General features: G+C 73.2%; 19 protein-coding genes and 1 riboswitch. Of the genes, 13 read left to right on the top strand and 6 right to left on the bottom strand.

Annotated features, from left to right (window positions below; all coding sequences use genetic code 11):
- Positions 1-36: 36 nt before the first annotated feature.
- Positions 37-333 carry a protealysin inhibitor emfourin gene (locus tag ABTW95_RS12220; RefSeq protein ID WP_396446654.1) on the bottom strand — a complete coding sequence of 99 codons (297 nt, stop codon included), beginning with the start codon at positions 331-333 and terminating at the stop codon, positions 37-39.
- Positions 334-355: 22 nt separating this feature from the next.
- Complete coding sequence (locus ABTW95_RS12215; protein ID WP_500226277.1) at positions 356-1,795, bottom strand: hypothetical protein; 1,440 nt, start codon at positions 1,793-1,795, stop codon at positions 356-358.
- 267 nt (positions 1,796-2,062) lie between these two features.
- On the opposite strand from ABTW95_RS12215, the gene pcrA reads away from it, so the two are divergent.
- Positions 2,063-4,318 carry a DNA helicase PcrA gene (gene pcrA, locus ABTW95_RS12210; protein WP_396446651.1) on the top strand — a complete coding sequence of 752 codons (2,256 nt, stop codon included), beginning with the start codon at positions 2,063-2,065 and terminating at the stop codon, positions 4,316-4,318.
- Positions 4,319-4,426: 108 nt separating this feature from the next.
- Here the strand turns inward: pcrA and ABTW95_RS12205 are convergent, their stop codons facing one another.
- Complete coding sequence (locus ABTW95_RS12205; RefSeq protein ID WP_500226276.1) at positions 4,427-5,914, bottom strand: glycoside hydrolase family 15 protein; 1,488 nt, start codon at positions 5,912-5,914, stop codon at positions 4,427-4,429.
- A 296-nt stretch (positions 5,915-6,210) separates the two neighbouring features.
- On the opposite strand from ABTW95_RS12205, the gene sucC reads away from it, so the two are divergent.
- The 3 genes from sucC to ABTW95_RS12190 all read left to right on the top strand — a co-directional run bounded on the left by sucC (position 6,211) and on the right by ABTW95_RS12190 (position 10,176).
- Positions 6,211-7,389, top strand: a complete 1,179-nt coding sequence (gene sucC, locus ABTW95_RS12200) for an ADP-forming succinate--CoA ligase subunit beta (protein WP_500226275.1) — start codon at positions 6,211-6,213, stop codon at positions 7,387-7,389.
- 2 nt (positions 7,390-7,391) lie between these two features.
- Positions 7,392-8,279, top strand: a complete 888-nt coding sequence (gene sucD, locus ABTW95_RS12195) for a succinate--CoA ligase subunit alpha (protein WP_500226274.1) — start codon at positions 7,392-7,394, stop codon at positions 8,277-8,279.
- A 133-nt stretch (positions 8,280-8,412) separates the two neighbouring features.
- Entirely contained in the window at positions 8,413-10,176 is a 1,764-nt protein-coding gene (locus tag ABTW95_RS12190) for a cell division protein PerM (protein WP_500226273.1), read from the top strand.
- A 21-nt stretch (positions 10,177-10,197) separates the two neighbouring features.
- On the opposite strand, the gene ABTW95_RS12185 is transcribed toward ABTW95_RS12190, so the two are convergent.
- On the bottom strand, positions 10,198-10,668 hold the full coding sequence (locus ABTW95_RS12185) for a hypothetical protein (RefSeq protein ID WP_396454628.1): 471 nt from the start codon (positions 10,666-10,668) through the stop codon (positions 10,198-10,200).
- Positions 10,669-10,773: 105 nt separating this feature from the next.
- On the opposite strand from ABTW95_RS12185, the gene purN reads away from it, so the two are divergent.
- The 4 genes from purN (at position 10,774) to ABTW95_RS12165 (ending at position 14,394) form a co-directional block, all read left to right on the top strand.
- The gene (purN, locus tag ABTW95_RS12180; protein ID WP_500226302.1) at positions 10,774-11,463 is read left to right on the top strand and encodes a phosphoribosylglycinamide formyltransferase; all 690 of its coding nucleotides are present in this window, start codon (positions 10,774-10,776) and stop codon (positions 11,461-11,463) included.
- Positions 11,444-13,009 (top strand): bifunctional phosphoribosylaminoimidazolecarboxamide formyltransferase/IMP cyclohydrolase, encoded by a 1,566-nt coding sequence (gene purH / locus ABTW95_RS12175; protein ID WP_396454627.1) that lies wholly within the window; start codon positions 11,444-11,446, stop codon positions 13,007-13,009. The genes purN and purH overlap by 20 nt, the downstream gene beginning before the upstream one ends.
- Before the next feature lie 150 nt (positions 13,010-13,159).
- The gene (locus ABTW95_RS12170) at positions 13,160-13,336 is read left to right on the top strand and encodes a hypothetical protein (RefSeq protein WP_500226272.1); all 177 of its coding nucleotides are present in this window, start codon (positions 13,160-13,162) and stop codon (positions 13,334-13,336) included.
- A 70-nt stretch (positions 13,337-13,406) separates the two neighbouring features.
- Positions 13,407-13,491: riboswitch (ZMP/ZTP riboswitch) on the top strand.
- A 54-nt stretch (positions 13,492-13,545) separates the two neighbouring features.
- The gene (locus ABTW95_RS12165) at positions 13,546-14,394 is read left to right on the top strand and encodes a bifunctional methylenetetrahydrofolate dehydrogenase/methenyltetrahydrofolate cyclohydrolase (protein ID WP_396446642.1); all 849 of its coding nucleotides are present in this window, start codon (positions 13,546-13,548) and stop codon (positions 14,392-14,394) included.
- 163 nt (positions 14,395-14,557) lie between these two features.
- Here the strand turns inward: ABTW95_RS12165 and ABTW95_RS12160 are convergent, their stop codons facing one another.
- Positions 14,558-15,286: an FHA domain-containing protein gene (locus ABTW95_RS12160; RefSeq protein ID WP_396446640.1), complete on the bottom strand. Its 729-nt coding sequence runs from the start codon at positions 15,284-15,286 to the stop codon at positions 14,558-14,560.
- A gap of 239 nt (positions 15,287-15,525) precedes the next feature.
- On the opposite strand from ABTW95_RS12160, the gene ABTW95_RS12155 reads away from it, so the two are divergent.
- From ABTW95_RS12155 to ABTW95_RS12145, 3 genes are all read left to right on the top strand, one after another.
- The gene (locus tag ABTW95_RS12155; protein WP_500226271.1) at positions 15,526-15,978 is read left to right on the top strand and encodes a DUF3017 domain-containing protein; all 453 of its coding nucleotides are present in this window, start codon (positions 15,526-15,528) and stop codon (positions 15,976-15,978) included.
- A 126-nt stretch (positions 15,979-16,104) separates the two neighbouring features.
- Entirely contained in the window at positions 16,105-17,322 is a 1,218-nt protein-coding gene (locus tag ABTW95_RS12150) for an NADP-dependent isocitrate dehydrogenase (RefSeq protein WP_396454626.1), read from the top strand.
- A gap of 267 nt (positions 17,323-17,589) precedes the next feature.
- On the top strand, positions 17,590-18,579 hold the full coding sequence (locus ABTW95_RS12145) for a malate dehydrogenase (RefSeq protein WP_396446636.1): 990 nt from the start codon (positions 17,590-17,592) through the stop codon (positions 18,577-18,579).
- A gap of 106 nt (positions 18,580-18,685) precedes the next feature.
- Here ABTW95_RS12145 and ABTW95_RS12140 read toward each other — a convergent pair whose 3' ends face one another.
- Positions 18,686-19,750 carry a class I SAM-dependent methyltransferase gene (locus ABTW95_RS12140; protein ID WP_396454625.1) on the bottom strand — a complete coding sequence of 355 codons (1,065 nt, stop codon included), beginning with the start codon at positions 19,748-19,750 and terminating at the stop codon, positions 18,686-18,688.
- 283 nt (positions 19,751-20,033) lie between these two features.
- Here ABTW95_RS12140 and ABTW95_RS12135 point away from each other — a divergent pair, with 283 nt between their 5' ends.
- Positions 20,034-21,797, top strand: coding sequence for an HSP90 family protein (locus ABTW95_RS12135; protein ID WP_500226270.1), 1,764 nt, complete (start codon positions 20,034-20,036; stop codon positions 21,795-21,797).
- The gene (locus ABTW95_RS12130; RefSeq protein ID WP_500226269.1) at positions 21,794-24,478 is read left to right on the top strand and encodes a hypothetical protein; all 2,685 of its coding nucleotides are present in this window, start codon (positions 21,794-21,796) and stop codon (positions 24,476-24,478) included. Before ABTW95_RS12135 ends, ABTW95_RS12130 begins: the two co-directional genes overlap by 4 nt.
- Positions 24,479-24,490: the final 12 nt, after the last annotated feature.

The following is a 24,490-nucleotide window of genomic DNA, read 5'->3' as shown; positions in this document are numbered from 1 at the left end:
CGCGCCGGTCGGGTCGCGCCGGTCGGGTCGCGCAGGTCAGGTCGCGTCGGGGTCCTGGAGGAGGGCGCCGAGCGCGGAGCGGGCGCCCGCCCCCGGGTCGCCCCGCACCTCGTACACGCGGGGCTCCTCGCCGGTCTCGTCCACTGTGATCCGGTAGGCGGGGAGATCGGCGCCGATCTCCCCGGCCCGGCCGCGGGCCTGCGCGGCGGCGAGCTCGTCCACGGCCTCCCGGATGCGGCCGGCCCGGCCGGCGGGGAGCGCGTCGGTGTCGTACAGCGCGACGACCGCGCTCCGGCCGGTGAACCCGCCGGTGCTCTCGATCTTCACGCGCATGGCGCCTCCCCGCCGGCGGTGCTCACTTGCTGAAGGCCCGGCGCAGCTCGTCCAGCTCGTCCCGGAGGATGTCATCGTCCTCCAGGGAGCCCCGCCTGGCCAGCTTCTCCGGGGCGACGACCTGGTACTCGGGCATCTGCATCGTGCCGCAGCAGCGCGACCGGTCCTGGTCGGCCAGCAGGCTCGCCGACTGCTCGTCGTGCGCCTCGACCTCCGTGACGTCCCGCCCGTCGCCGGTGTAGCCGGGCTCGGTCATCGCCATCTGCCCGCTCAGCAGGTCCCGCAGCGGCGTCGCCGCGGTGGTGATCTCGCGCACCGCGAACCGGTTGCGGATGAACGTCCGGTAGATCGCCGGGTCGCCGCGGCCCGCCGACACCTGCAGCATCTTGTTCGCGACGTCCACGTACCGGGCGCCGGTCGCCGGGGACGCCACGATCGCGTCGAACACCAGCTTGCACAGGGAGGCCGCCGTCTCGATCAGCACGATCGTCGCGTCCTTCGTGCGCCGCTGGCGGCTCAGCTCGAACGTGAACACGTCCGCGAGCACGTCGTAGACCGCCCCCGTGAACACCTGGGAGATCGCGTGGACCTCGTTGCCGACCTGGCTGAGCTTGAGGTCGTTGTCGGCGTTGCGCAGCCCGGACGGCATGCCGAGGCCCTTGCCGAACTCCTCCGCCAGCTCCGTCAGGAACGACTTGTCGTGCAGGTTCGCCTTGGTGAGCGCGACGAGGGCCTCCGCCTGGTCCGGCTCGGCGAGCGCGAGGAAGATCGCGGTGATGTCGCCGAACGCCTCGTGCAGGCCGCCCGTCTGCGGCGGGTTGCCGGCCGACAGCCAGCCCGGCTTGAGGCCGTCCAGGATCGCGTGCCCGGTCTCGTGCGCGACGATGTCCAGCGAGCGGCACGTGTGCAGGACGGAACTCTGCCCCTGCGGCGTGAAGAACAGGAACTTCAGCGCCTTCGCCGTCCGGCTGTAGAAGGCGTTCGCGCCCTCCCCGGCGTGCGGGAACACCGTGATGCGGTCGGTGTTGCCGCCGACGTTCCACGCGAACGGGATCGGGTCGCCGCCGTTGTGCCGCTCGTACATCGCCATCGTCTGCCGGACGACGGCGAACGTGTGCGCGCAGTCGAACTGCGGGCTCCCGGCGGCGAACACGAAGTCGCCGCCGACATTGCGGGTCACCGGCGTGACGCCCGGCAGCTCCGTCCGGACGCGGGCGTCCGTCGGGCCGTTCAGCACCACGGTCGGGATGAACGCCAGCCGGGCGCCGAGGGCCGTGACCGAGGGGTCCTGCTTGTAGACGAGGAACCGGTGCCCGGTGCGCAGCGGCGCCGGGATCGGCACCGGCCGCGGCAGGGGCTCCGGAAGCGGCGGAGCCGCGCGCCGCACGCGCTGGGCGGGAATCTCGATCGGCGTCGATCCGGCGTCCCGCGGCGCCTCGTGGTCCTGCTGGTGGATCGTCATCGAAACCACCTTCCCCTGACAGTGCGCGAGTCCCTGCTGACCCTGCGCTCCTGCGAGCGGACATGCGGGGTTGAAGTACGGGGCCTTGCACCCGTGGACCGGCGCGGCCGGCTCGGTTGTCCGCTCTGTTCTGCCAACGTCCGCCGGTCGGGAGATCCAATCAACCCCGCGAAGGTGAAAAGCAGGTCGTCTGTCCACATGCTGCCGCCGGGCCCGGAGAGCGGGACGCGCCGAAAACGTCCGCGCCGCGCCGTAGACTCGCACGTGATGTCGAAGACCGAAGCTCACCCCCTGCTCGACGGCCTCAACCCGCAGCAGCGCGCCGCCGTCGTGCACTCCGGCGGCCCCCTGCTGATCGTCGCGGGCGCGGGCTCGGGCAAGACGCGGGTGCTCACCCACCGCATCGCCCACCTGCTCGCCGAGCGGGACGTCCACCCCGGCCAGATCCTCGCGATCACCTTCACCAACAAGGCCGCCGCCGAGATGAAGGAGCGCGTCGACGCCCTCGTCGGGCCGCGCTCGCGCGCCATGTGGGTGATGACGTTCCACTCCGCCTGCGTGCGGATCCTGCGCCGCGAGGCCAAGCGCCTCGGCTTCCCCACGAGCTTCTCGATCTACGACCAGGCCGACGCGAACCGGCTCATGGCGCTGGTGTGCCGCGAGCTCGACCTCGACCCGAAGCGGTACCCGCCGAAGTCGTTCAGCGCCCAGGTGTCCAACCTGAAGAACGAGCTGATCGACTACGAGACGTTCAAGAACCGCGCGTCCACGCACATGGAGCAGACGCTCGCCGAGGCGTACGAGATGTACCAGGCGCGGCTCCAGCAGGCCGGCGCCATGGACTTCGACGACCTGATCATGATGACGGTCAACCTGCTGCAGGTCTTCCCGGAGGCCGCCGAGCACTACCGGCGCAGGTTCCGGCACGTCCTCGTCGACGAGTACCAGGACACCAACCACGCGCAGTACGAGCTCGTCCGCGAGCTGACCGCCCCCGTCGAGGGCGTCGGCGCGGCCGAGCTGTGCGTCGTCGGCGACGCCGACCAGTCGATCTACGCGTTCCGCGGCGCGACGATCCGCAACATCCTGGAGTTCGAGCGCGACTACCCGGACGCCACCGCGATCCTGCTGGAGCAGAACTACCGCTCCACCCAGACGATCCTGTCCGCGGCGAACGCCGTCATCGAGCGCAACGCCGACCGCAAGCCGAAGAAGCTGTGGTCCGACCAGGGCGAGGGCCACAAGATCACCGGCTATGTGGCCGACAACGAGCACGACGAGGCCGCGTTCGTCGCCCACGAGGTCGACCGGCTCACCGACGAGGGCGAGGCGCGTCCCGGCGACGTCGCCGTCTTCTACCGCACCAACGCCCAGTCGCGCGTCTTCGAAGAGGTGTTCATCCGCGTCGGGCTGCCGTACAAGGTCGTCGGCGGGGTCCGGTTCTACGAGCGCAAGGAGATCCGCGACGCGCTCGCCTACCTGCGCTGCCTCGCCAACCCGGAGGACACCGTCTCCCTGCGCCGCATCCTGAACGTGCCCAAGCGCGGCATCGGCGACCGCGCCGAGGCGTGCGTCGAGGCGTACGCGTCCCGCGAGCGGATCTCGTTCTGGCAGGCGCTGCGGGCGCCCGAGGACGTGCCCGGCATGGCGACCCGCTCGATCAACGCCGTCCGCGAGTTCGTCGCCCTGCTGGACGAGCTGCGCACCGCCGCCGAGACGCTCACCCCGGCCGATCTGGTCGCCGAGGTCCTCAAGGCCAGCGGCTACCTGGAGGAGCTCCAGAACTCCAAGGACCCGCAGGACGAGACCCGCGTCGAGAACCTCCAGGAACTCGAAGCCGTCGCCCGCGAGTTCGAGGAGCGCCTCGACGGCGAGTCCGCCGAAGGCCGCCTGCCCGAGTTCCTGGAGCAGGTCGCGCTGGTCGCCGACGCCGACTCCATCCCCGGCGGCGCCAAGGGCGGCCCCGTGCCCCCCGGCGAGCAGCCCGAGGACACCGAGCAGGGCGTCGTCACCCTCATGACCCTGCACACCGCCAAGGGCCTCGAATTCCCGGTCGTGTTCCTCACCGGCATGGAGGACGGCGTCTTCCCGCACCTGCGCGCCATGAGCAACCCGAAGGAGCTCGAAGAGGAACGCCGCCTCGCCTACGTCGGCATCACCCGCGCCCGGCGGCGCCTCTACGTCTCCCGCGCCGCGATGCGCAGCTCGTGGGGCGCGCCGCAGGTGAACCCGCCGTCCCGCTTCCTGGGCGAGGTCCCGTCGGCCCTGGTCGAATGGGAGCGGGAGGCGTCCTCGGCGTCCACTCCGGCGATGTCCCGGATGGCGCAGCGCCCGGGCGTGCGCTCCCCGGGCAACCGCCCCGTGCCGTCCCTCTCCCCGGGCGACAAGGTCACCCACGACGCCTTCGGCCTCGGCACCGTCGTCTCCGTCTACGACCGGGGCGAGAAGGCCAGCGTCGACTTCGGCGGCGAGTACGGCGTCCGCACCCTGGTCCTCCGCTTCGCCACCATCGAGAAGCTCTGATCGCGCCGTCGGCGGGCGGGAACGGCCGATCGGCGCCGGTGCCGCCATGGGCGCTGACCTGGGGCGGCCGGCCCTGGCCGGCGGGGAGCGCCGCGCATACGGAGGCGCCTAGGGGATGGGCAGGGGGCGTTCCAGGGCGGAGAGCGTGAGCAGGACGAGGGAGGCCGTCCAGCCGAGCGGGGCCGGGCCGGCGGGATTTCCGGTCGGGCCGACCTTCTCCGGGAGGACGCCGAGCGATGTGCGGTGCGCCGCGAGCCAGCTGAGCCGGTCCAGCGCCTCGTCGGTGCGGCCCGAGGCGGCCGAGCTCAGCCCGAACAGGGCCGTCTCCGGGGTCCACGCGACGTCCGGGGAACCGGACCAGCGCTCGCCCGGCAGCACGCCCCCGTTCGGCAGCGCCTGCCTGCGGGCCGCGTCCGCGATCGCGGCCGTGATCTCCGCGTCGGCGGGCGCGAACGGCGGGGCGAGGAACGTCACCGAGGTGTCCATCAGGCCGCCGGGCACCGGCGAGCGCGGGTAGCCGTACGGCGCGAACTGCCGGGCCACGGCGTCCGAGACGCGCTGCGCCGCGCCCTCCCACGCGGCCGTCCGGCCGGTCTCGCCGCGCAGCCGGGCGAGGTCGGCGGCGGCCCGCAGGCCCGCGAGCACGGGCCCGACGACGCCGAGCGTCGGCCGCCGCGGGTCCTGCTCGCGGAGCGGGTCGCGCTCCCAGTAGTCGGACGAGGCGGGCGGCAGGCCCTCGGCGTCCAGGGACCGGGCCAGGTGGTCGGCGGCGCGCCGCACCATCGGCCACAGGTCCGGCAGGTCGTCGGGCGAGCCGGCCTGCACGCGGTAGAACCACGCCGCCCACAGCACCCAGCCGAGCGAGTCGAGCTGGGCGCGGCGGCCGTCGGCGACCGCCGTCCCGTCGGCGTTGTAGCGCGCGGCCCACATGCCGCTGCCGCTCTGCGCGCGGGCGAGGAACCGCAGGACGCGGCGGGCCTCCGACGGGTGCCCGGTGACGGTGAACGCGGCGACGGTGAACGCCGAGTCGCGCGGCCAGCAGTACCGCCACTTGGTGTACCAGGAGGCGAGCGACGCCCCGTTCGGGCGGGTGAGGAGCCGCAGGTCGAGCAGGGCGCGCGCCGCCATGTCGCGGTAGGCCGCGCCCATCCCGCCCGTCGGGATCGTCCCCTGCGCCAGCCACAGGTTGTCGGACCGGACGGCCGTGTCCACCCGCGGGTCGTCCGCGTCCACCGTGACGGGGGTGTCGCCGCCGGCCGGGATGAGCCGGATGCGCCCGTCCTCCAGCCGGACGACGGAGCTGTCCGGCAGGTAGGCGGCCCCCTCGGCCTGCTCGGGGGAGAGCGGGACGCCGGCGAACGGCCAGCCGCCCCCGCCGATGAGCCCGGGGCTCGACCAGCCGGGCGCGGACGGTTCCGGTACGGTGGCCCCGCCGGTCGCGATGAGCGCGGCGACGACCAGCAGCGCGGCGGTGCGGCGGACCTTGCGCACGCCCGAGCGCCCGCGGGTCCGCGGGCGCGGAGGGGCGGTGCGCACGGGCCGCCGCACGGGGACGGCGGCCGCGAGGGATGGGTCCCGTTCCTCCGCCATCGCCATGCGTTCGCCCCCTTTGCGCCCCGCCGAAGCGAAATAAGTACATCAAACTACGTCAATTGGTTCATCCTCCTCACGAGCCACTCGTGCCCACCCCTCAGGAGGAGACACCTTCCGCCCGGTGACAGTTGCCTTCTAGCGCGGACACTCCGTGACATATGGACCCGGCGGCATCACCACGAAGCGGGGTTGACTAGGCTGCATCGACGGAGCGGACCGCAGAGTGCCGGCCGCACGGAGACCCGTGTAGATCGCCGACTCGTGTGGTCTATGGCTGTCGATCCGTTAAGGACGCCCTCGTGGACCTGTTCGAACATCAGGCGAAGGAACTCTTCGCCGAGTACGGGGTACCGGTGCCCACCGGCAAGGTCGCCCATACTCCCCAGGAAGCGCGTGCACACGCGGAGGAGCTGTTCTCCGCGGGCAGTAAGAAGGTCGTGGTCAAGGCCCAGGTGAAGACCGGCGGCCGCGGCAAGGCCGGCGGCGTGAAGCTGGCCGGCGACGCCGACGAGGCGGAGGCGCTCGCCGGCCAGATCCTCGGCATGGACATCAAGGGCCACACGGTCCACAAGGTCCTGGTCGAGGAGGGCAGCGCGATCGCGCAGGAGTTCTACTTCTCCTTCCTGCTCGACCGCGCCAACCGCACCTTCCTGTCCATCTGCTCCGTCGAGGGCGGGGTGGAGATCGAGGAGGTGCCGCACGACCGGCTGGCGATGGTGCCGATCTCCCCGCTGGACGGCGTCGACCGGGCCAAGGCCCGCGAGATCGCCGAGCGGGGCCGGCTGCCGCAGGAGGCCCTGGAAGGCGCCGCCGAGCTGATCGAGCGGCTGTGGGCCGTGTTCACCGACGAGGACGCCTCCCTCGTCGAGGTCAACCCGATGATCCTCACCGCCGACGGCCAGGTGAAGGCCCTCGACGGCAAGGTCACGCTGGACGACAACGCCGGCTTCCGCCAGGACCACGAGAAGTTCGAGGACAAGGCCGCCGCCGACCCGCTGGAGGCCGCCGCCAAGGCCAAGGACCTCAACTACGTGAAGCTGGACGGCAGCGTCGGCATCATCGGCAACGGCGCCGGCCTGGTCATGTCCACCCTGGACGTGGTGGCCTACGCGGGCGAGCAGTTCGAGGGCCAGAAGCCGGCGAACTTCCTCGACATCGGCGGCGGCGCGTCCGCCGAGGTGATGGCGAACGGGCTGGAGATCGTCCTGTCCGACGCGGCCGTCAAGTCGGTCTTCGTGAACGTCTTCGGCGGCATCACCGCCTGCGACGCCGTCGCCAACGGCATCGTCTCGGCCTACAAGCTGCTGGCGGACCGCGGCGAGGCCGTCGACCGCCCGCTCGTCGTCCGGCTGGACGGCAACAACGCCGAGCTCGGGCGCAAGATCCTCAACGACGCGGCGCTGCCCGGCGTCCAGCAGGTCGACACCATGGACGAAGCGGCCAAGCGCGCCGCCGAACTCGCAGCGGCAGGTGCATGATCATGGCCATCTGGCTCACCGAGAACAGCAAGATCATTGTCCAGGGCATCACGGGCTCCGAGGGCACCAAGCACGGCCGCCGGATGCTCGCGTCCGGGGCCCGGGTCGTCGGCGGCGTGAACGCCCGCAAGGCCGGCCAGACGGTCGACTTCGACGGCACCGTCCTCCCGGTGTTCGGCACCGTCAAGGAGGCCATGGAGCAGACCGGCGCGGACGTGTCCGTCGTCTTCGTCCCGCCGAAGTTCACCAAGGACGCCGTCGTCGAGGCGATCGACGCCGAGATCCCGCTCTGCGTCATCATCACCGAGGGCATCCCGGTGCACGACACCGCCTACTTCTGGGCGTACGCCGAGAAGCAGGGCAACAAGACGCGCATCATCGGGCCGAACTGCCCCGGCATCGCGTCCCCCGGCAAGTCGAACGCGGGCATCATCCCGGCCGACATCACCACGCCCGGCCGCATCGGGCTCGTGTCCAAGTCCGGCACGCTGACCTACCAGATGATGTACGAGCTGCGCGACATCGGCTTCACCACCTGCGTCGGCATCGGCGGCGACCCGGTCATCGGGACGACCCACATCGACGCCCTCCAGGCGTTCCAGGACGACCCGGAGACCGACGCCATCGTGATGATCGGTGAGATCGGCGGCGACGCCGAGGAGCGCGCCGCCGCCTACATCGAGAAGAACGTGACCAAGCCGGTCGTCGGCTACGTCGCCGGGTTCACCGCCCCCGAGGGCAAGACCATGGGCCACGCGGGCGCGATCGTGTCCGGCTCCGCCGGCACCGCGCAGGCGAAGAAGGAGGCCCTGGAGAAGGTCGGCGTCCGCGTCGGCAAGACCCCCAGCGAGACCGCCGTGATCATGCGCGAGATCATGCAGAACCGCTGATCCCGCGAACCACCGGAAAGACGCCCGGCGCCGGCCCCCGCGGCCCGGGCGTCTTCCGCTCCCGCCCCGGCGGCAAGGCGACACGCCGGGCGGGCGGGCGGTCCGGGGGCGGACGCGGTGCCAGCATGGAGCGGTGAGCGACAACACCCCCGGGCCGCGGGCGAAGCGGGAGCCGTCCAGACCGCCGACGAGCGCAGGGCCGTCGAGCGCGGCGCCGGCGGCGCAGCCCGCGCGGCCGCTGTACGTGACGGGGCTCGTCGCGGCGCTGTGGTGCGTCGGGATCGGGCTCGCGGTGCTCACCACGATCACGCTCATCGGGTGGATCGCGGCGCCGAAGACCGCGCTCGGCCACGGCATGTCCGGGGTGTTCCGCACGGCCGTGAACTTCTGGCTGGTGTCCCACCACGCGGGCTTCTCCTACGGGCACGGCCGGGTCGGGCTGCTGCCGCTCGGCGTCGTCGTCCTGCCCGGCGTGCTGCTGTACCGGGGCGGCGGGTGGATGATCCGGGTCGCCGGGCTGCGGCGGCGCCCCCGGATCGCGGTCGCGCAGGTGGCGGTCGCGCAGGCCGCCCCGTACGCGGGGCTGGCCGCGCTGCTCGCGCTGGCGGCGTCGTCCCGGGAGGTGCGGCCGTCGGCGTGGCAGGCGCTCGTCGGATGCTTCCTCGTCGCCCTCATCGCGGGCGGGCTGGGCGCCGCGCGGGCCGTGGTCGCCGCGCAGGTCGCGGCGGAGGCGAAGGGGGAGCGGGTCAGGTCCGGGCTGGGGGCGCTGCTGCGGCTGCTGCCCGAGCGGCCCCGCTCGCTGGTCATCGGGGTGGCGGGCGCGCTGGGCGTGCTGCTCGCCTCGGGCGCGGTGCTGGTGGGCGCGGCGCTCGCGATGAACATGGCGGGCGCCGACGACCTGTACGACATGCTCGCGCCCGGCGTCGTGGGCGGGGTCCTGCTGCTGCTGGTCGAGCTGGCCTTCCTGCCGAACGCGGTGATCTGGGGGATGGCGTACGCGGTCGGGCCGGGGTTCTCCGTCGGCGCGGGGACGAGCGTCTCGCCGACCGGCGTGTTCCTGGACATCGTGCCCGCGTTCCCGCCGCTCGCCGCGCTGCCGCAGCCCGGCCCGGCGCCCGCGCTGTCGCTGCTCGCGCTGGCCGCGCCGTTCGTCGCGGGCGCGGTCGGCGGCGTCCTCACGATCAGGTCGCTGCCGAGCCCGGTGGCGGAGGGCGCGCCGCTGTGGGGGTTCGTGACGGGCGCGCTGACCGGCGCGGTGGCGGCCCTGCTCAGCGCGCTGTCCGGCGGTCCGCTCGGCGGCGGGCGTATGGCGACCGTCGGGCCGTCGGCCTGGCAGGTGGGGCTCCTCGCGGCCCTGGAGGTGGGCATCTCGGCGGCCATCGCGGCGTGGGCGGCGAACTGGATGGTGCTGCGCCGCCCGGCCCGCGCGGCGGTCGAGAAGACCGGGCGGACCAAGAAGGCGGGGAAGGCCGGGAGAAGGGCGGGGAAGCCGAAGCGGGCCGTCCGGCCGAAGCCCGCGACGGTGCCGCTGTCGGCGCCGGTCCCCGGCGACTACGAGCCGCCCGCGAAGCCCGCGCCGAAGCCCCCGCGAGCCCCGCACGCCCCGGACCCGCTGGAGTTCGAGGAGGCCGACCCCGTCCTCGCCCCGCGCCGCCCCCGCAGGCGGCCCGACCCGCTGCCCGACCTGGTCGAGGAGAAGCGGCCCGATCCGGAACCGGCCCCGGCGCGGCCGGGCGACGGCACGATCGTCGTGGAGGGGCACCTCGTGGACGACCCCGAGCCCGAGCCCGAGGAGCCGCGCAGGCCCGTTCCGCCGCCGCGCGCCGACCCGAACCGCACCGAGAACCGCGGCGGCGCGATCTACGTCCTGCGCGAGGAGCCCGAGCAGGACGCCTAGACCCCGCGGCGGGGGCGGTGCTCAGAGCAGGTGGCCGTACTTGTCCATCCAGCCGGGCGGCAGGTCGAGCTTGTCCTCGATCTTCGGGTAGTACTCGTCCCGGCACGCCTGCTGGTCGGTGTGGGTGTTGGAGGCGTTGACGCAGTCCCAGTAGCCGCTGAACTCCGTGCGCAGGAAGACCGCCATCCCCACCATCAGCACCGACATGGCCAGGCCGATCGCGCCCATCACCATGCCGGGGACGGCGCCGGGCACGGCGTCCCGGGTGCCGCGCGCCCTGCGCCGGGCCCGGATCCCGACGACGAGCGAGGCGACGCCCAGCACGAGGCCGAGGGGGTAGAAGAACAGGGAGGTCACCAGCGCGATGCCGCCGAGCCAGAGGGCCCGCACACCGGCCTGCCGCGCCTCGTTCGGCCCCGCGGGCGGCTCCCCCGCCGGCCGCCCGTCGGGGCGGTCTTCGGGACGGGCCTCGCGGCCCCGCTGCTCGCTCACGTCGTTTTCCTCCTGGCCGTGGTGCTGTCTGCGGTGAGGCGGCGTCGAACCGGCCCGATAGGCTTCGTGGTGGCCGCACACCCCGTCAACGTCCACCTGGGAGTCATGGTGTCCGCCCGGCTCGTCGTCCTCGTCTCCGGCGCGGGGACCAACCTACAAGCGCTGCTCGACGCGTGCGCGGATCCAGCCTACGGGGCGAAGGTCGTGGCCGTGGGCGCGGACCGCCCCGGTACCGGGGGAACCGAACGCGCAGCGCGTGTGGGTTTGCCCACTTTCACGGTCTGCGTCCCTGATTTCCCGTCCCGGGACGACTGGGACGCGGCGCTGACCGAGGCCGTCGCGAAGCACGACCCCGACCTCGTCGTCTCCGCCGGCTTCATGAAGATCCTCGGCCCGCGGTTCCTGGCCCGGTTCGGCGGCCGGACGGTCAACACCCATCCCGCGCTGCTGCCGTCCTTCCCCGGCGCCCACGCCGTACGGGACGCCCTGGCGTACGGCGTGAAGGTCACGGGCTGTACCGTTCACTTCGTCGACGAAGGCGTGGACACCGGACCCGTCATCGCCCAGGAGGCCGTCCCCGTGGGCCGGCATGACGACGAAGACTCCCTGCACGAGCGCATCAAGCGGGTGGAGCGCCGGCTCCTCGTCGACGTCGTCGGACGGCTCGCCCGCGACGGCTGGACCACGCGCGGCAGGCGGGTCTCGATGAAGTGCAGGACCTGCGGTGATCCCGCCGACAGGCATTCTTCCGACGACCATGAGGGGAGCTCGGCCGGTGAGTCGGGTGGCGATTAGGCGCGCGCTGATCAGCGTGTACGACAAGACCGGGCTGGAGGAGCTGGCCCGCGGCCTGCACGAGGCGGAGGTGGAGATCGTCTCGACCGGGTCCACGGCGGGCCGGATCTCCGCCGCCGGCGTGCCGGTGATGAGGGTGGAGAAGCTCACCGGCTTCCCCGAGTGCCTGGACGGGCGGGTCAAGACCCTGCACCCCAGGATCCACGCCGGCCTGCTCGCCGACCGCCGCAAGGAGGACCACCTCCAGCAGCTCGACGACCTCGCCGTCGAGCCGTTCGACCTGGTGGTCGCGAACCTGTACCCGTTCGCCGACACGGTGAACTCCGGCGCCAAGCCGGACGAGTGCGTCGAGCAGATCGACATCGGCGGCCCGACGATGGTGCGCGCCGCCGCGAAGAACCACGCGAGCGTCTCCGTCGTCGTCGACCCGTCCGCTTACGGCACCGTCCTGGACGCGGTGAAGGCCGGCGGCTTCACGCTGGAGGAGCGGCGCCGCCTCGCCGCGCGCGCGTTCGCGCACACCGCCTCCTACGACGTGGCCGTGGCCTCCTGGTTCGCGAGCGCCTACGCCCCGGACGAGACCGCCGCCGAGACGCGCTGGCCCGACTTCCTCGGCGCCACCTGGGAGCGGTCGGACACCCTGCGGTACGGCGAGAACCCGCACCAGCGCGCGGCCCTGTACCGCTCGCCCGGCGAGACCGGGCTGGCCGGCGCGGAGCAGCTGTACGGCAAGGAGATGTCCTACAACAACTACGTGGACACCGACGCCGCCCGCCGCGCCGCCTACGACTTCACCGAGCCCTGCGTCGCGATCATCAAGCACGCCAACCCGTGCGGCATCGCGGTCGGCGCCGACATCGCCGAGGCGCACCGCAAGGCGCACGCCTGCGACCCCGTGTCCGCCTACGGCGGCGTGATCGCGGCGAACCGCCCGGTCACCGCCGCCATGGCCCGGCAGGTCACCGAGAGCTTCGCCGAGGTCGTCGTCGCGCCCGCCTTCGACGACGAGGCCGTCGCCGTCCTGAAGGACCGGTTCAAGAACGTCCGGCTGCTGGTCTGCCCGGACGCCCCCGCCGGCGCGACCGAGTACCGGCGCATCGACGGCGGCGTCCTGCTGCAGGGCGTCGACCGCGTGGACGCGCCCGGCGACGACCCGGCGGCCTGGGAGCTGAAGACCGGCGAGCCCGCGGACGAGGCCGCGCTGCGGGACCTGGCGTTCGCGTGGCGGGCGATCCGGTCGGTGAAGTCGAACGCGATCCTGCTGGCCGCCGACGGGGCGACCGTGGGCGTCGGCATGGGCCAGGTGAACCGGGTCGACTCGGCCAAGCTCGCCGTCGCGCGGGCCGGCGCCGAGCGCGCCGCGTCCGCCGTCGGCGCCTCCGACGCGTTCTTCCCCTTCCCCGACGGCCTCGAAGTGCTGGCCGAGGCGGGCGTGCGGGCGATCGTCGAACCCGGCGGCTCCGTCAACGACGGCAAGGTCATCGAGGCGGCCGAGAAGGCCGGGATCACCCTCTACTTCACCGGCGTCCGGCACTTCTTCCACTGACCGAGGGCGGCCCGGTGTGGCGCGCGCCACAGCCACACCGGGTTTACCGCCGGATTCTTTACTTTCGGGTGCGGGTAGCCTCTGCCCCGGACCGCGCCCATCATGACCCCTCACTTGACCCGGCGCGGGCGTTCCGTGACGGAGGCGCGAATGGACGTGCTGCTGGCCCTCATCCTGAGGTCGGTCTACCAGGTCGACGCCCTGCTGATGGACTCCCGGCAGGTGATCGGGCTGGTCGCCGCGTTCCTGGCCGCCGTCCTCGCCGCCCAGCTCGGCTGGCACGGCACCGACCGCCTCCTCGCCCGGCGGCAGCGCTCCGAGGACTAGCTCGCCCGCGCCGCTCCGGCCCGCCGCGGCCGCCCGGCGCCGGTCTGCGGCCGCGCGCGGCCGTTAGCATGGGTTTTCACGCGACTGGCGCGGCAAGGTGGATCACCACCGGGGAGCGAACGACAGTCCGGACACCGCGCGCCTGGGTGGACGGGACCTCGAGCCGGGCTCGGTCCTGCGCCCCCGGCGAGATCCACGCGGAGGAACGCATGACGGCACAGATTCTGGACGGCAAGGCCACGGCCGCCGAGATCCGCTCGAACCTCAAGGGCCGCGTCGAGGCGCTCCGCGACCGCGGCGTCACCGTCGGGCTCGGCACCGTGCTGGTCGGCGACGACCCCGGCAGCCGCGCCTACGTGAACATGAAGCACCGCGACTGCGCCGAGGTCGGCATCGAGAGCATCCGCCGCGACCTGCCCGCCACCGCGACCCAGGACGACGTCGAGCGTGCCGTCGCAGAGCTGAACGCCGACCCCGCCTGCACCGGCTACATCGTCCAGCTCCCGCTGCCGAAGGGGCTGGACGAGCAGCGCGTGCTGGAGCGCATCGACCCGGCCAAGGACGCCGACGGCCTGCACCCGACGAACCTCGGGCGGCTCGTGCTGATGCAGCCGGGCCCGCTGCCCTGCACGCCGAAGGGCATCGTCGAGCTGCTGCGCCGCTTCGACGTCCCGCTCAAGGGCGCCGAGGTCACCGTCGTCGGCCGCGGCATCACGGTCGGCCGCTCGCTCGGCCTGCTGCTGACCCGGCGCACGGAGAACGCGACCGTCACGCTCTGCCACACCGCGACCCGCGACCTCGCCGCGCACACCCGCGCCGCGGACATCGTGGTGGCCGCCGCCGGCGTCCCCGGTCTCATCACGGGCGACATGGTCAAGCCGGGCGCCGCCGTCCTGGACGTGGGCGTCTCCCGGGTGGACGGCAAGCTCGCCGGCGACGTCGCCGCCGACGTGCGCGAGGTCGCCGGGTGGGTCGCGCCCAACCCGGGCGGCGTCGGGCCGATGACCCGCGCCATGCTGCTCGCGAACGTCGTCGAAGCGGCCGAGCAGAACCGCTGACCCGCGGCCCCCGGCACGTGGCCGGGGCCGCCACTCAGCACCGAGGTGGCGGCCCCGTACCCGTTGCTCCTGGCGGGCCGCGCCGTCACCTGCGCGGCCCCGTCGGGAGGTTCAGCGATCGCCCTCGTGTACGCGCTGCCCGGAGGGCGACCGCAGGTTCACATCAGCTCGCCCTCCGTCCCGCCGCGCTGGGGGCCGGACGGCCCGGACCGTGGCCGTGGCCGGGACTGCCCGGCCTGCGCGTCTCCGCCGTCCCCCGCACGCCGGGGACGCGCCCGTCCATCGGCGGGCGGCCCTGGTGCGGGACGTGCACCGGCGGCAGCGGGCGGACGAGGCCCATCGCGATGACCTCGTTCGCGAGCCGCGTGCGCCGGTTGGCGCCCTCGGGGATGCGGAACTTCTGGTAGAGGCGCAGCAGGTGCTGCTTGACGGCCGCCTCCGTCACCACCAGCTCGCCGGCGATGTCGCGCGCCGTGGCGGGGGCCACGAACGCCTCGTCGGACAGGGCGGGACGGCACAGCGAGGTCAGCACGTCGACCTCGCGGCGGGTGAGCTCCGGAGCGACGGCGCGCCGAAGCTCGACGTCCGGGTCGACCTCCTCACGGGGGATGCCCCCCAACCGGCAGCGCGCCGTGCCGAAGCTCACGACGTCACCGTCCTCCAGGACACGGCGGGCGATCGGCCGGCCGTTGACGCGCGTTCCATTACGGGACAGGCCCATGTCCACCACGTAGACGTACGGGCCACGTCGGACGATCTCTGCGTGCAAGCGGGACACACTCGGGTCGTCGAGGCGTATGTCGACTCCTCTCCCTCTCCCGACCGTCGTCACGTCGGGGCGCAGCGGCATCACCAGCCCGCTGTCCTCGATCCGCATGAACGGCCCCTCCACGGCAGTCCTCCCAGCTAGTTAGCGACCCCTGTCTGCCGGGTTACCCGGGCACCGTGCCGTCACACCCTCCTACTGGCGAGTAGCACCGATGGTGCAAGGGATTCCGGCCTCTCGGGCATCACCCGGGCACCCTCCGTCACACCGGTTTTCCCGGCGACGGGCGACAAGACGGACCGTTCCATCGCCGCTCCGCGCGCACGATGTCGTCCCGCGCCGCGATCGGCGATACCGTGAGGGCCATGAGCACCCAGGTGCACCGGCGCAGGCGCAGGGCGCCGCGCCGCGGGGGCGCCGCGCCGCACTGGCTGGCGCAGCTCCCGTACCTCCTCGTGCTCAGCGGGGTGGGCGCCGGCCTGACCCTGTGCGCCTTCAACTACTTCCGCAAGGGCTCCGGCCTGATGGCCGCCGCGCTGCTCGTCGGCGCCCTCGCCCGGCTGCTGCTGCCGGAGTCGCAGCTCGGCCCGCTCGCCGTCCGCAGCCGCTCCGTCGACTGCTGGACGCTCGTCCTCCTCGGCGAGATGGTCGCCTTCGTGTCGCTGAGCGTCCCGCCGATGAACAAGACCGGCCTCGCCCTCGCGGGCGCGTTCGGCGTGCTGATCGCGCTCACCGCGGTCGCCCGCGGCATCCGGCTGCTCGTCGCCGGGCGCCGCTCCGGGAGGGCCTCCCCGCCCGGGAACCGACCGCCGGGCTAGCGCGTCGTCCCAGGCAGAGGCGTCCGGGACCAGGCCAGGTCTAGACCGCATGACCGCCTCGGCTAGCCTAGCCAGTTGAGCCTTACAAGGACTGCTGGCCAGGTGTAGGAAAGGGACAGCACAAGCATGCCCAAGATCAAAGTAGCGGGCCCGGTCGTCGAACTCGACGGCGACGAAATGACGCGGATCATCTGGAAATTCATCAAGGACCAGCTGATCCTGCCTTACCTCGATGTGGACCTCAAGTACTACGACCTGGGGATCGAGCACCGTGACGCCACGGACGACCAGGTCACCATCGACGCCGCGAACGCCATCAAGGAGTACGGCGTCGGCGTCAAGTGCGCGACCATCACCCCCGACGAGGCGCGCGTCGAGGAGTTCGGCCTGAAGAAGATGTGGCGCTCCCCGAACGGGACGATCCGCAACATCCTGGGCGGCGTGATCTTCCGCGAGCCGATCGTGGTGTCCAACATCCCGCGCCTGGTGCCCGGCTGGACGAAGCCGATCATCATCGGCCGCCACGCCCACGGTGACCAGTACAAGGCCACCGACTTCGTCGTCCCCGGCCCGGGCAAGGTGACGATCACCTACACCCCGCAGGACGGCTCCGAGCCGATGGAGATGGAAGTCGCGGACTTCCCCGGCGGCGGCGTCGCGATGGGGATGTACAACTTCGACGACTCCATCCGCGACTTCGCCCGGACGAGCATGCGGTACGCGCTGAGCCGCGAGATGCCGCTGTACCTGTCGACGAAGAACACGATCCTCAAGGCCTACGACGGCCGGTTCAAGGACCTCTTCCAGGAGATCTACGAGACCGAGTTCAAGTCGGACTTCGAGGCCAAGGGCCTCTCCTACGAGCACCGGCTCATCGACGACATGGTCGCCGCCGCGCTCAAGTGGGAGGGCGGGTTCGTCTGGGCCGCCAAGAACTACGACGGCGATGTCCAGTCCGACACCCTCGCGCAGGGCTACGGCTCCCTGGGCCTCATGACGTCCGTCCTCATGACCCCCGACGGCAAGACCGTCGAGGCCGAGGCCGCTCACGGCACGGTGACCCGGCACTACCGGCAGCACCAGCAGGGCAAGCCGACGTCGACCAACCCGATCGCGTCCATCTTCGCCTGGACCCGCGGTCTGGAGCACCGCGGCAAGCTCGACAACCAGCCCGAGGTCATCGACTTCGCCCGCAAACTGGAGGCGGTCTGCGTCGAGACCGTGGAGGCCGGGCAGATGACCAAGGATCTGGCTCTCCTGGTCGGAAATGAGACGCCGTGGCTGACGACCCAGGGTTTCCTGGAGGCGCTCGACACCAACCTCCAGAAGAAGATCAACAGCTGAGCGGCCGGCGGCATCGGAGCCCGTGCTCTCCGCGCACGCGGGTTTGAGGCCGTCCCGGATTCGTCCGGGGCGGCCTTTCGCGTGTTCCGGCGGCGGGGGCGCCATGCCGGTGGGTGCACCTGGGCGGTGGCGGGTAGGGGGCGCGCGATAGCCTGAACCACGAAAATATCTCGACGGCGAGAGAAACCGCGGCGGCGCGGCTCTCCGGCGGTCGGGTTCGAAGGATGGCCGCCTGAGCCCCGTCAGGTCACAGCAGGAGAAGGACGCATGACTCGCACCCCAGTCACCGTTACCGTTACCGGCGCCGCGGGCCAGATCGGCTACGCGCTGCTGTTCCGCATCGCGTCCGGGCACCTCCTCGGCGCGGACGTGCCCGTACGCCTGCGCCTGCTGGAGATCCCGCAGGCGGTGAAGGCCGCCGAGGGCACCGCGATGGAGCTGGACGACTGCGCGTTCCCGCTGCTGTCCGGCATCGACATCTTCGACGACGCGACGAAGGCGTTCGAGGGCGCCAACATCGCGCTGCTCGTCGGCGCCCGCCCCCGCACGAAGGGCATGGAGCGCGGCGACCTGCTGGAGGCCAACGGCGGCATCTTCAAGCCGCAGGGCCAGGCCATCAACGCGGGCGCCGCCGACGACGTCAAGGTCCTGGTGGTCGGCAACCCGGCCAACACCAACGCCCTGATCGCGCAGCAGCACGCCCCGGACGTCCCGGCCGAGCGCTTCACCGCGATGACGCGCCTCGACCACAACCGCGCCCTCGCCCAGCTGGCGAAGAAGGCCGGCGTCTCCGTCGCCGACATCAAGAAGATGACGATCTGGGGCAACCACTCCGCGACCCAGTACCCGGACATCTTCCACGCCGAGATCGCCGGCAAGAACGCCGCCGAGACGGTGAACGACCAGAACTGGCTGGAGAACGACTTCATCCCGACCGTCGCCAAGCGCGGCGCCGCGATCATCGAGGCGCGCGGCGCGTCCTCCGCCGCGTCGGCCGCGTCGGCCGCGCTCGACCACGTCTACACGTGGGTGAACGGCACCGCCGACGGCGACTGGACGTCCATGGCGGTCGTGTCGGACGGCTCCTACGGCGTCCCCGAGGGCCTGATCTCGTCCTTCCCGGTCACCACGAAGGACGGGAAGTGGGAGATCGTCCAGGGCCTGGACATCGACGACTTCTCCCGCGCCAAGATCGACGCCTCGGTGAACGAGCTCGCCGAGGAGCGCGAGGCCGTCCGCAAGCTCGGCCTCATCTGATCCCCGCTCGTGGACGAGCCCCGGCCGCGAGTCCCGGGGCTCGTCCTCCGGCCGGGACGCGTCCCGGCGCGAAGACCGAGTAAGGCTTCGCTCCACCCCGCGCGGGTCAGGTGGGGGAGGTCGTCGCCACGTAGTAGAGGTTGATCGGGTCCCCCTCGATCGTGTGGACCTGGACGTCGGTGAAGCCGGCCTCGCCGAGCATCCGCCGCGCGGTCTGCTCTCCCCAGAGCGTGCCGAGACCGGCGCCGCCGGTGCTCAGCGACGTCGTCATGCAGTAGAAGACCGAGAAGCCGTAGAGCCCGGGTCCGAAGGGATGGTCGAGGTTCTCCTCCAGCTTGCTGGACGCGGCGATGTCGCCCATCAGGAAGACGCCGCCGTCGCGGAGCGACGCGGCGATCGCGTTCAGGGTCTCCTGCGGCCGGGCCAGGTCGTGGACCACGTCGAAGGCGGTGACCAGGTCGTACTGCCCGGTGATCTCCGTTGAGTCGCCGACCGTGTAGGCGACGTTGTCCAGGGACAGCCGGCCGGCCTGCGCGCGGGCGGCCGCGATGCCGTCCTCCGACAGGTCGAGGCCGTGGAAGCGGCTCCGCGGGAAGGCCTGCGCCAGGACGATGGGCGCGTGCCCCTGGCCGGTGCCCACGTCCAGGGCGTCGATGCCGTCGCGCAGCCGTTCGGTGAGGCCGGGGACCAGCGGGACGATCGTGTCGACGAGGGCCGCGTCGTACACGCGGGCCGTCTCCTGCGCCTGGAGGGCCTGGAACCGGGGGTAGGCGGAGTAGGGGACGCCGCCTCCGTCGCGGAACGCCCCGACGACCTTCTGCTCGACCTCGCCCATCAGCGCGATGTACGGCATCATCCCGGCGAGGTTGTCGGGCCCGGCGGCGGTGGTGAGCGAGGCGGCGTGCTCGGGGGGCAGCGTGTACGTCGCGCCGTCCGGCTCGTACTCCACGATGCCGCCGACGACCATGCCGCCGAGCCACTCGCGCACGTACCGCTCGTCGAGCTCCGCCGCCTTGGCGATGTCGGCGCTCGTGGACGGCGGCAGCGTGCTCATGGTGTCGAACAGGCCCGTCTGGTGGCCGACGCTCACAAGGAGGCCGAGCGCTCCTTTGTTGAGCACGTCGGCCATGAAGCCGGCGAACTCCTCCTGCCGGGTTGCGTCCGGTGACACGGTTCCTCCCCTGGTCAGACCGTCATCGCCACTTTCTTCCGTCCATATCGCGGCCGGACGGCCAGGGGGAGCCGGGCGGCGAGTTGTTTGCCGACCTTGGGGGAATTCATCACCTTTGCCGCCGGTGCTCGGCCGCGGGGTCGGCGACGACGGGGACGGCGAAGATCACCGCGCCCTGCGGCGGCATGCCGCACGCGGGGGCGGCGGCTGGAAATGATCTGAAGGCGTCGGCGCCGGTCGCTAGTGTGTGTGATCGCTCGAAAAGGCGGTCAGGAGGCGGACGGTGGCGGAACAGGCGTTTCAGGTGGATCTGCGGGGTGTGGTGGATCTGCTGAGCCGCCATCTGTACGCCAGTCCGCGGGTGTACCTGCGGGAGCTGCTGCAGAACGCGGTGGACGCGATCACCGCGCGCGGCGAAGGCGGCCGGGTCGTGATCGAGACCGGCGGCGGGACGCTCCGGGTCCACGACGACGGGATCGGGCTCACCGAGGACGAGGTCCACACCCTGCTGGCGACGATCGGGCGGTCGTCCAAGCGGGACGAGCTGGGGTTCGCGCGGCACGACTTCCTGGGGCAGTTCGGCATCGGGCTGCTGTCGGCCTTCCTCGTCGCGGACGAGATCGAGGTCGTGACGCAGTCCGCGCGCGGCGGCGGCGCCGTCCGGTGGACGGGCCGCAGCGAGGGCAGCTACCGGGTCGAGCCGGGCGAGCGGGATGAGCCGGGCACGACGGTGACGCTGCGGGCGCGGCCGGGGGCGGCGGAGCTGCTGAGCCCGCCGGTCGTCGCCGAGCTCGCCCGCACCTACGGGTCGCTGCTGCCGGTCGACCTCGCCGTGGACGGCGTGCCGGTCACCGGCGAGGGGCCGCCCTGGCAGGCGTCCCACCGCGACCCGGCCCGGCGCAGGCGGGCGCTGGAGCAGTACTGCGAGGAGCTGTACGGGTTCACGCCGTTCGACGTCGTCGACCTGGACGTGCCCGAGGCCGGGCTGACCGGTGTCGCGTTCATCCTGCCCGCGCCCGTCTCGCCGACCGCGCGCGCCGCGCACCGCGTCTACCTGAAGCGGATGCTGCTGGCCGAGAGCGTCGAGGGGCTGCTGCCCGAGTGGGCGTTCTTCGCGCGGTGCGTCGTCGACGCGGGCGAGCTGCGGCCGACCGCGAGCCGCGAGGCCCTCTACGAGGACGAGCTGCTCGAATCGACGCGGCTCGGGCTCGGCGAGGTGCTGCGGCAGTGGCTGGTGAAGCTCGCCGAGACCGACCCGGCGCGGCTCCGCGCGTTCCTGCGGCTGCACCAGCTCGGCGTGAAGGCGATGGCGCTGCACGACGACGACATGCTGCGGATCGTGGACCGCTGGCTGGAGTACGAGACGTCCTCCGGCCCCATGACGCTGCACGAGTTCCGCCGCCGGCACCCGGACGGCCGGTTCACCGCGAGCGTGGACGAGTTCCGGCGGCTGTCGGCCGTGGCGGGCGCGCAGGGCGTCGGGCTCGTCAACGGCGGCTACGTCCACGACACCGAGATCATCGAGCGGCTGCCCGACCTCGACCCCGACATCCGGCTGGCCCGGCTCGACGCGGCGGAGCTGACCACCGCCTTCGGCGTGCTCGACCCGGCGGCGGAGCTGGCGCTGCGGCCGTTCCTGGCGGCGGCGCAGCGCGCCGTGGAGCGGCTCGGCTGCGAGGTGGTCGTCCGCGACTTCGACCCGGCCTCCCTGCCCGCGCTGTTCCTGACCAGCCGCGACGCGCAGTTCCGCGAGGAGCTGACGCGGGCCAGGGAGGAGGCCGGCGAGCTGTGGGCGGACGTGCTCGGCGCCGTCGACCCGGTCGGCGTCGAACGCCCCCGGCTGGTGCTGAACTACCGCAATCCGCTGGCCCGGCGCGTCACGTCGCTCGGCGACGGCGGGCCGGTCGAACTGGCCGTCCAGGCCCTGTACGGGCAGGCGCTGCTGCTCGGCCACCATCCGCTGCGGCCCGCCGACACGGCGGTCCTGAACCGTTCCTTCATCGGCCTGCTGGAGTGGGCCGTCCACTCCCCGGAGGCTCCCGAATGAGCACGGACGACGTCTACGCGCTGATGGCGCGTTCCCAGGAGCTGCCCTACGGCGAGGCCCGCACGGTCCTGGTCGAGGACGCGCTGCGCCGCGCGGAGGCCGCGGGCGACGACGTGCTGGCGTTCCACGTGCGGATCCGGCTGACCGACGCGTACCGGTACGGCGGCGAGCCCGCGAAGGCGTTCGCGACGTTCAGCCGGACGCTCGCCGACCACGACCGCGACCCCGGCCGCTACGACGAGGCCCACGGCCTGCTGTGGCAGATGAAGGCGATCGTCAGCTCCCTCACCCTCTTCCCCGAGATCCCCCTCGACCGCACCTACGCCGTCCTCGACGACATGGAGCGCCGCTACAAGGCCGGCGGCCACAGCCTCCAGGCGGTGTACCACTACCGCAACGTGGTCGCGCGGCACGTCGGCGACGGGACGGCCGACGAGTGGTACCTGAAGTGGCGCGCCGCCGAACGCGACGAGCTGTCGGACTGCCAGGGCTGCGACCCCACCGGCATGGCCCGCCACCTGATCGAGGCGGGCCGCCACGAGGAGGCCCTCGAAGTCGCCGCGCCGGTGCTGGACGCGCAGCTCAACTGCAACGAGCAGCCGCAGTCGATCCAGACGACGCTGCTGCCGGTGTACCTGCGGACGGGCCGCGCCGAGCAGGCCGCCGACGTGCACCGCCGCGCCTACCGGGTGCACCGGACGCGGCTGGCCGACCTCACCGACATCGCCGAGCACCTGCAGTTCTGCGCGGTCACCGGCAACGAGGCGCGCGGCCTGGAGATCCTGCAGCGGCATCTCGGCTGGCTGGACCGTGCCCCGAGCGCCTACGCGGACATGTGCTTCTCCGCCGCGGCGGGCCTCCTCCTCCGCCGGCTGACCGCCGCCGGGCACGGCGCCGCGACGGTCCGGCGCCCCGCCGCCGGCGGCCGCCCGGCCGCCGACGTCCCCGCGGCCGAGCTGGGCGCCGAGCTGGCGGAACGCGCGACGGGGCTCGCCGCCCGGTTCGACGCCCGCAACGGCACCTCCCACCAGGGCGACCAGGTGCGCGCCACGCTGGCCGCCGAGCCGGTCACCGGCTTCCTCCCGCTGGCCGCCCACCACCGCCGGCCGGCGGCGCAGGCCCCCGCGCCGGAACCGGCCCCGCGGGACGACTTCGCCTCGGTCGACGATCTCGACGAGCTCCTCGACACCGGCGACCGGTGCCGCAGGCGCAAGGACGTGCCGGGCATGCGGGCCGCCTGGCGCCGGTTCGACGCCGTCGCCGGTACGGCCGAGCCGACGCCGCTGCAGCGGGCCCGCCGCCTGGACGCCCGGGGCTTCGAGCACGCCGTCGGCGGCTACGGCGCGGAGGCGGCCGCGGCCTGGGAGGAGGCGGCCCGGATGTTCGGCGAGCTGGGCGACCAGACGCGCCGGCACCGCACGCTGGGCCGGCTCGGCGCGGTGCGCCACGACCTCGGCGACGAGGGCGGGCTCGACCTGATGAACGCCGCGGCCGACCACTTCGCCGCGCACCCCGGGGAGCCCACCGACCTGGCCTCCGCGCTGCTCCGCCTCACCGCCGCGCACCTGCGCGCCGACCGCCCCGCCGACGCCCTCGCCGCGCTGGACCGGGTCGCGGCCGACGAGGTGCCCGACCTCGCCGGCGAGCTGTGGTACCTGCGGGGCCAGGCGCTCCTGATGTCCGGGGAGGCCGATGACGGGATCGCGGCGCTGCGCCGCTCCGCCGAGCTGGCCCGCGCGTCGGACGACCCGGAGGAGATCGCCGCGCCCGCCCTGCAGCTCGCCCGCGCGCTGGCGCGCCGGCGGGACGCCCCGGACGAGGAGACCCTCGCGCTGCTCGACGAGGCGCTCGCCGCGATGCCCGGCCCGTCGCCGATGCGCGCCGCCGCCCTCGCCGAGCGCGGCGCTTCGCTGATCTCCCTGGACCGCCCGGCCGACGGCGTGCCCGACCTCGTCGAGGCCATCGCCGAGTGGACGGCCGAGGGCATGCACGAGAACGCCGTCCACCTGCGGGTGGACCTCGCCGGCGGCTACCTGTCGACCGACCGGCCGCTGGAGGCCGCCGAGACCGCCGAGGAGGTCCTGCAGGCGCTCCCCGAGTCCGGCGGCGACGCCGACCCGGCCGTCCACCACGCGAGGCGCCGCGCGACGCTGATCCTGGCGCACGCGCAGAAGCAGCTCCGCGAGGAGGGCGCCGCGGAGACGTTCACGTCGCTCGCGGAGGACGCGGCCCGCGACGGGGAGCACGACGCCGAGGCCCACTTCCGCTACGAGGCCGCCGACGTCCTGACCGATCTCGACATGGACGCGGCGGCCGCCGAGCGGTACGCCGAGGCCGCCGAGGCGTACGAGAAGGCGGGCGACCCGTACGGGGTGGTCCGCGCCCGCCGCCGCGCCGCGGTGTGCCTGATGTGGAGCGGCGACCTCGACGCGGCCGGGCCCGCCATGGAGACGGCCCGCGCCGCGCTGGCGGGCCTGCCCCCGGACGACGAGCCCGCCCGCATCTGGGAGACCGCCCTGGTCTCCTACGAGCAGGCCCGCATCCTCGCCCGGACGGGCGGCCTCGGCGAGGCCGCGGCGCAGGCGTCCGCCGCCATCGACGGCTTCACCGCCCTGGACGCCTCCGACGCCGCCGAAGAGGCCACCCGCCTCCTGGAGGACATCAAATCGGCCCTCGGCTGACGCCGGCCCCCG

The sequence above is a fragment of the Spirillospora sp. NPDC127506 genome, assembly GCF_040302145.1.
Classification (GTDB): domain Bacteria; phylum Actinomycetota; class Actinomycetes; order Streptosporangiales; family Streptosporangiaceae; genus Spirillospora.
This window is presented reverse-complemented; position numbering and strand designations above follow the sequence as displayed.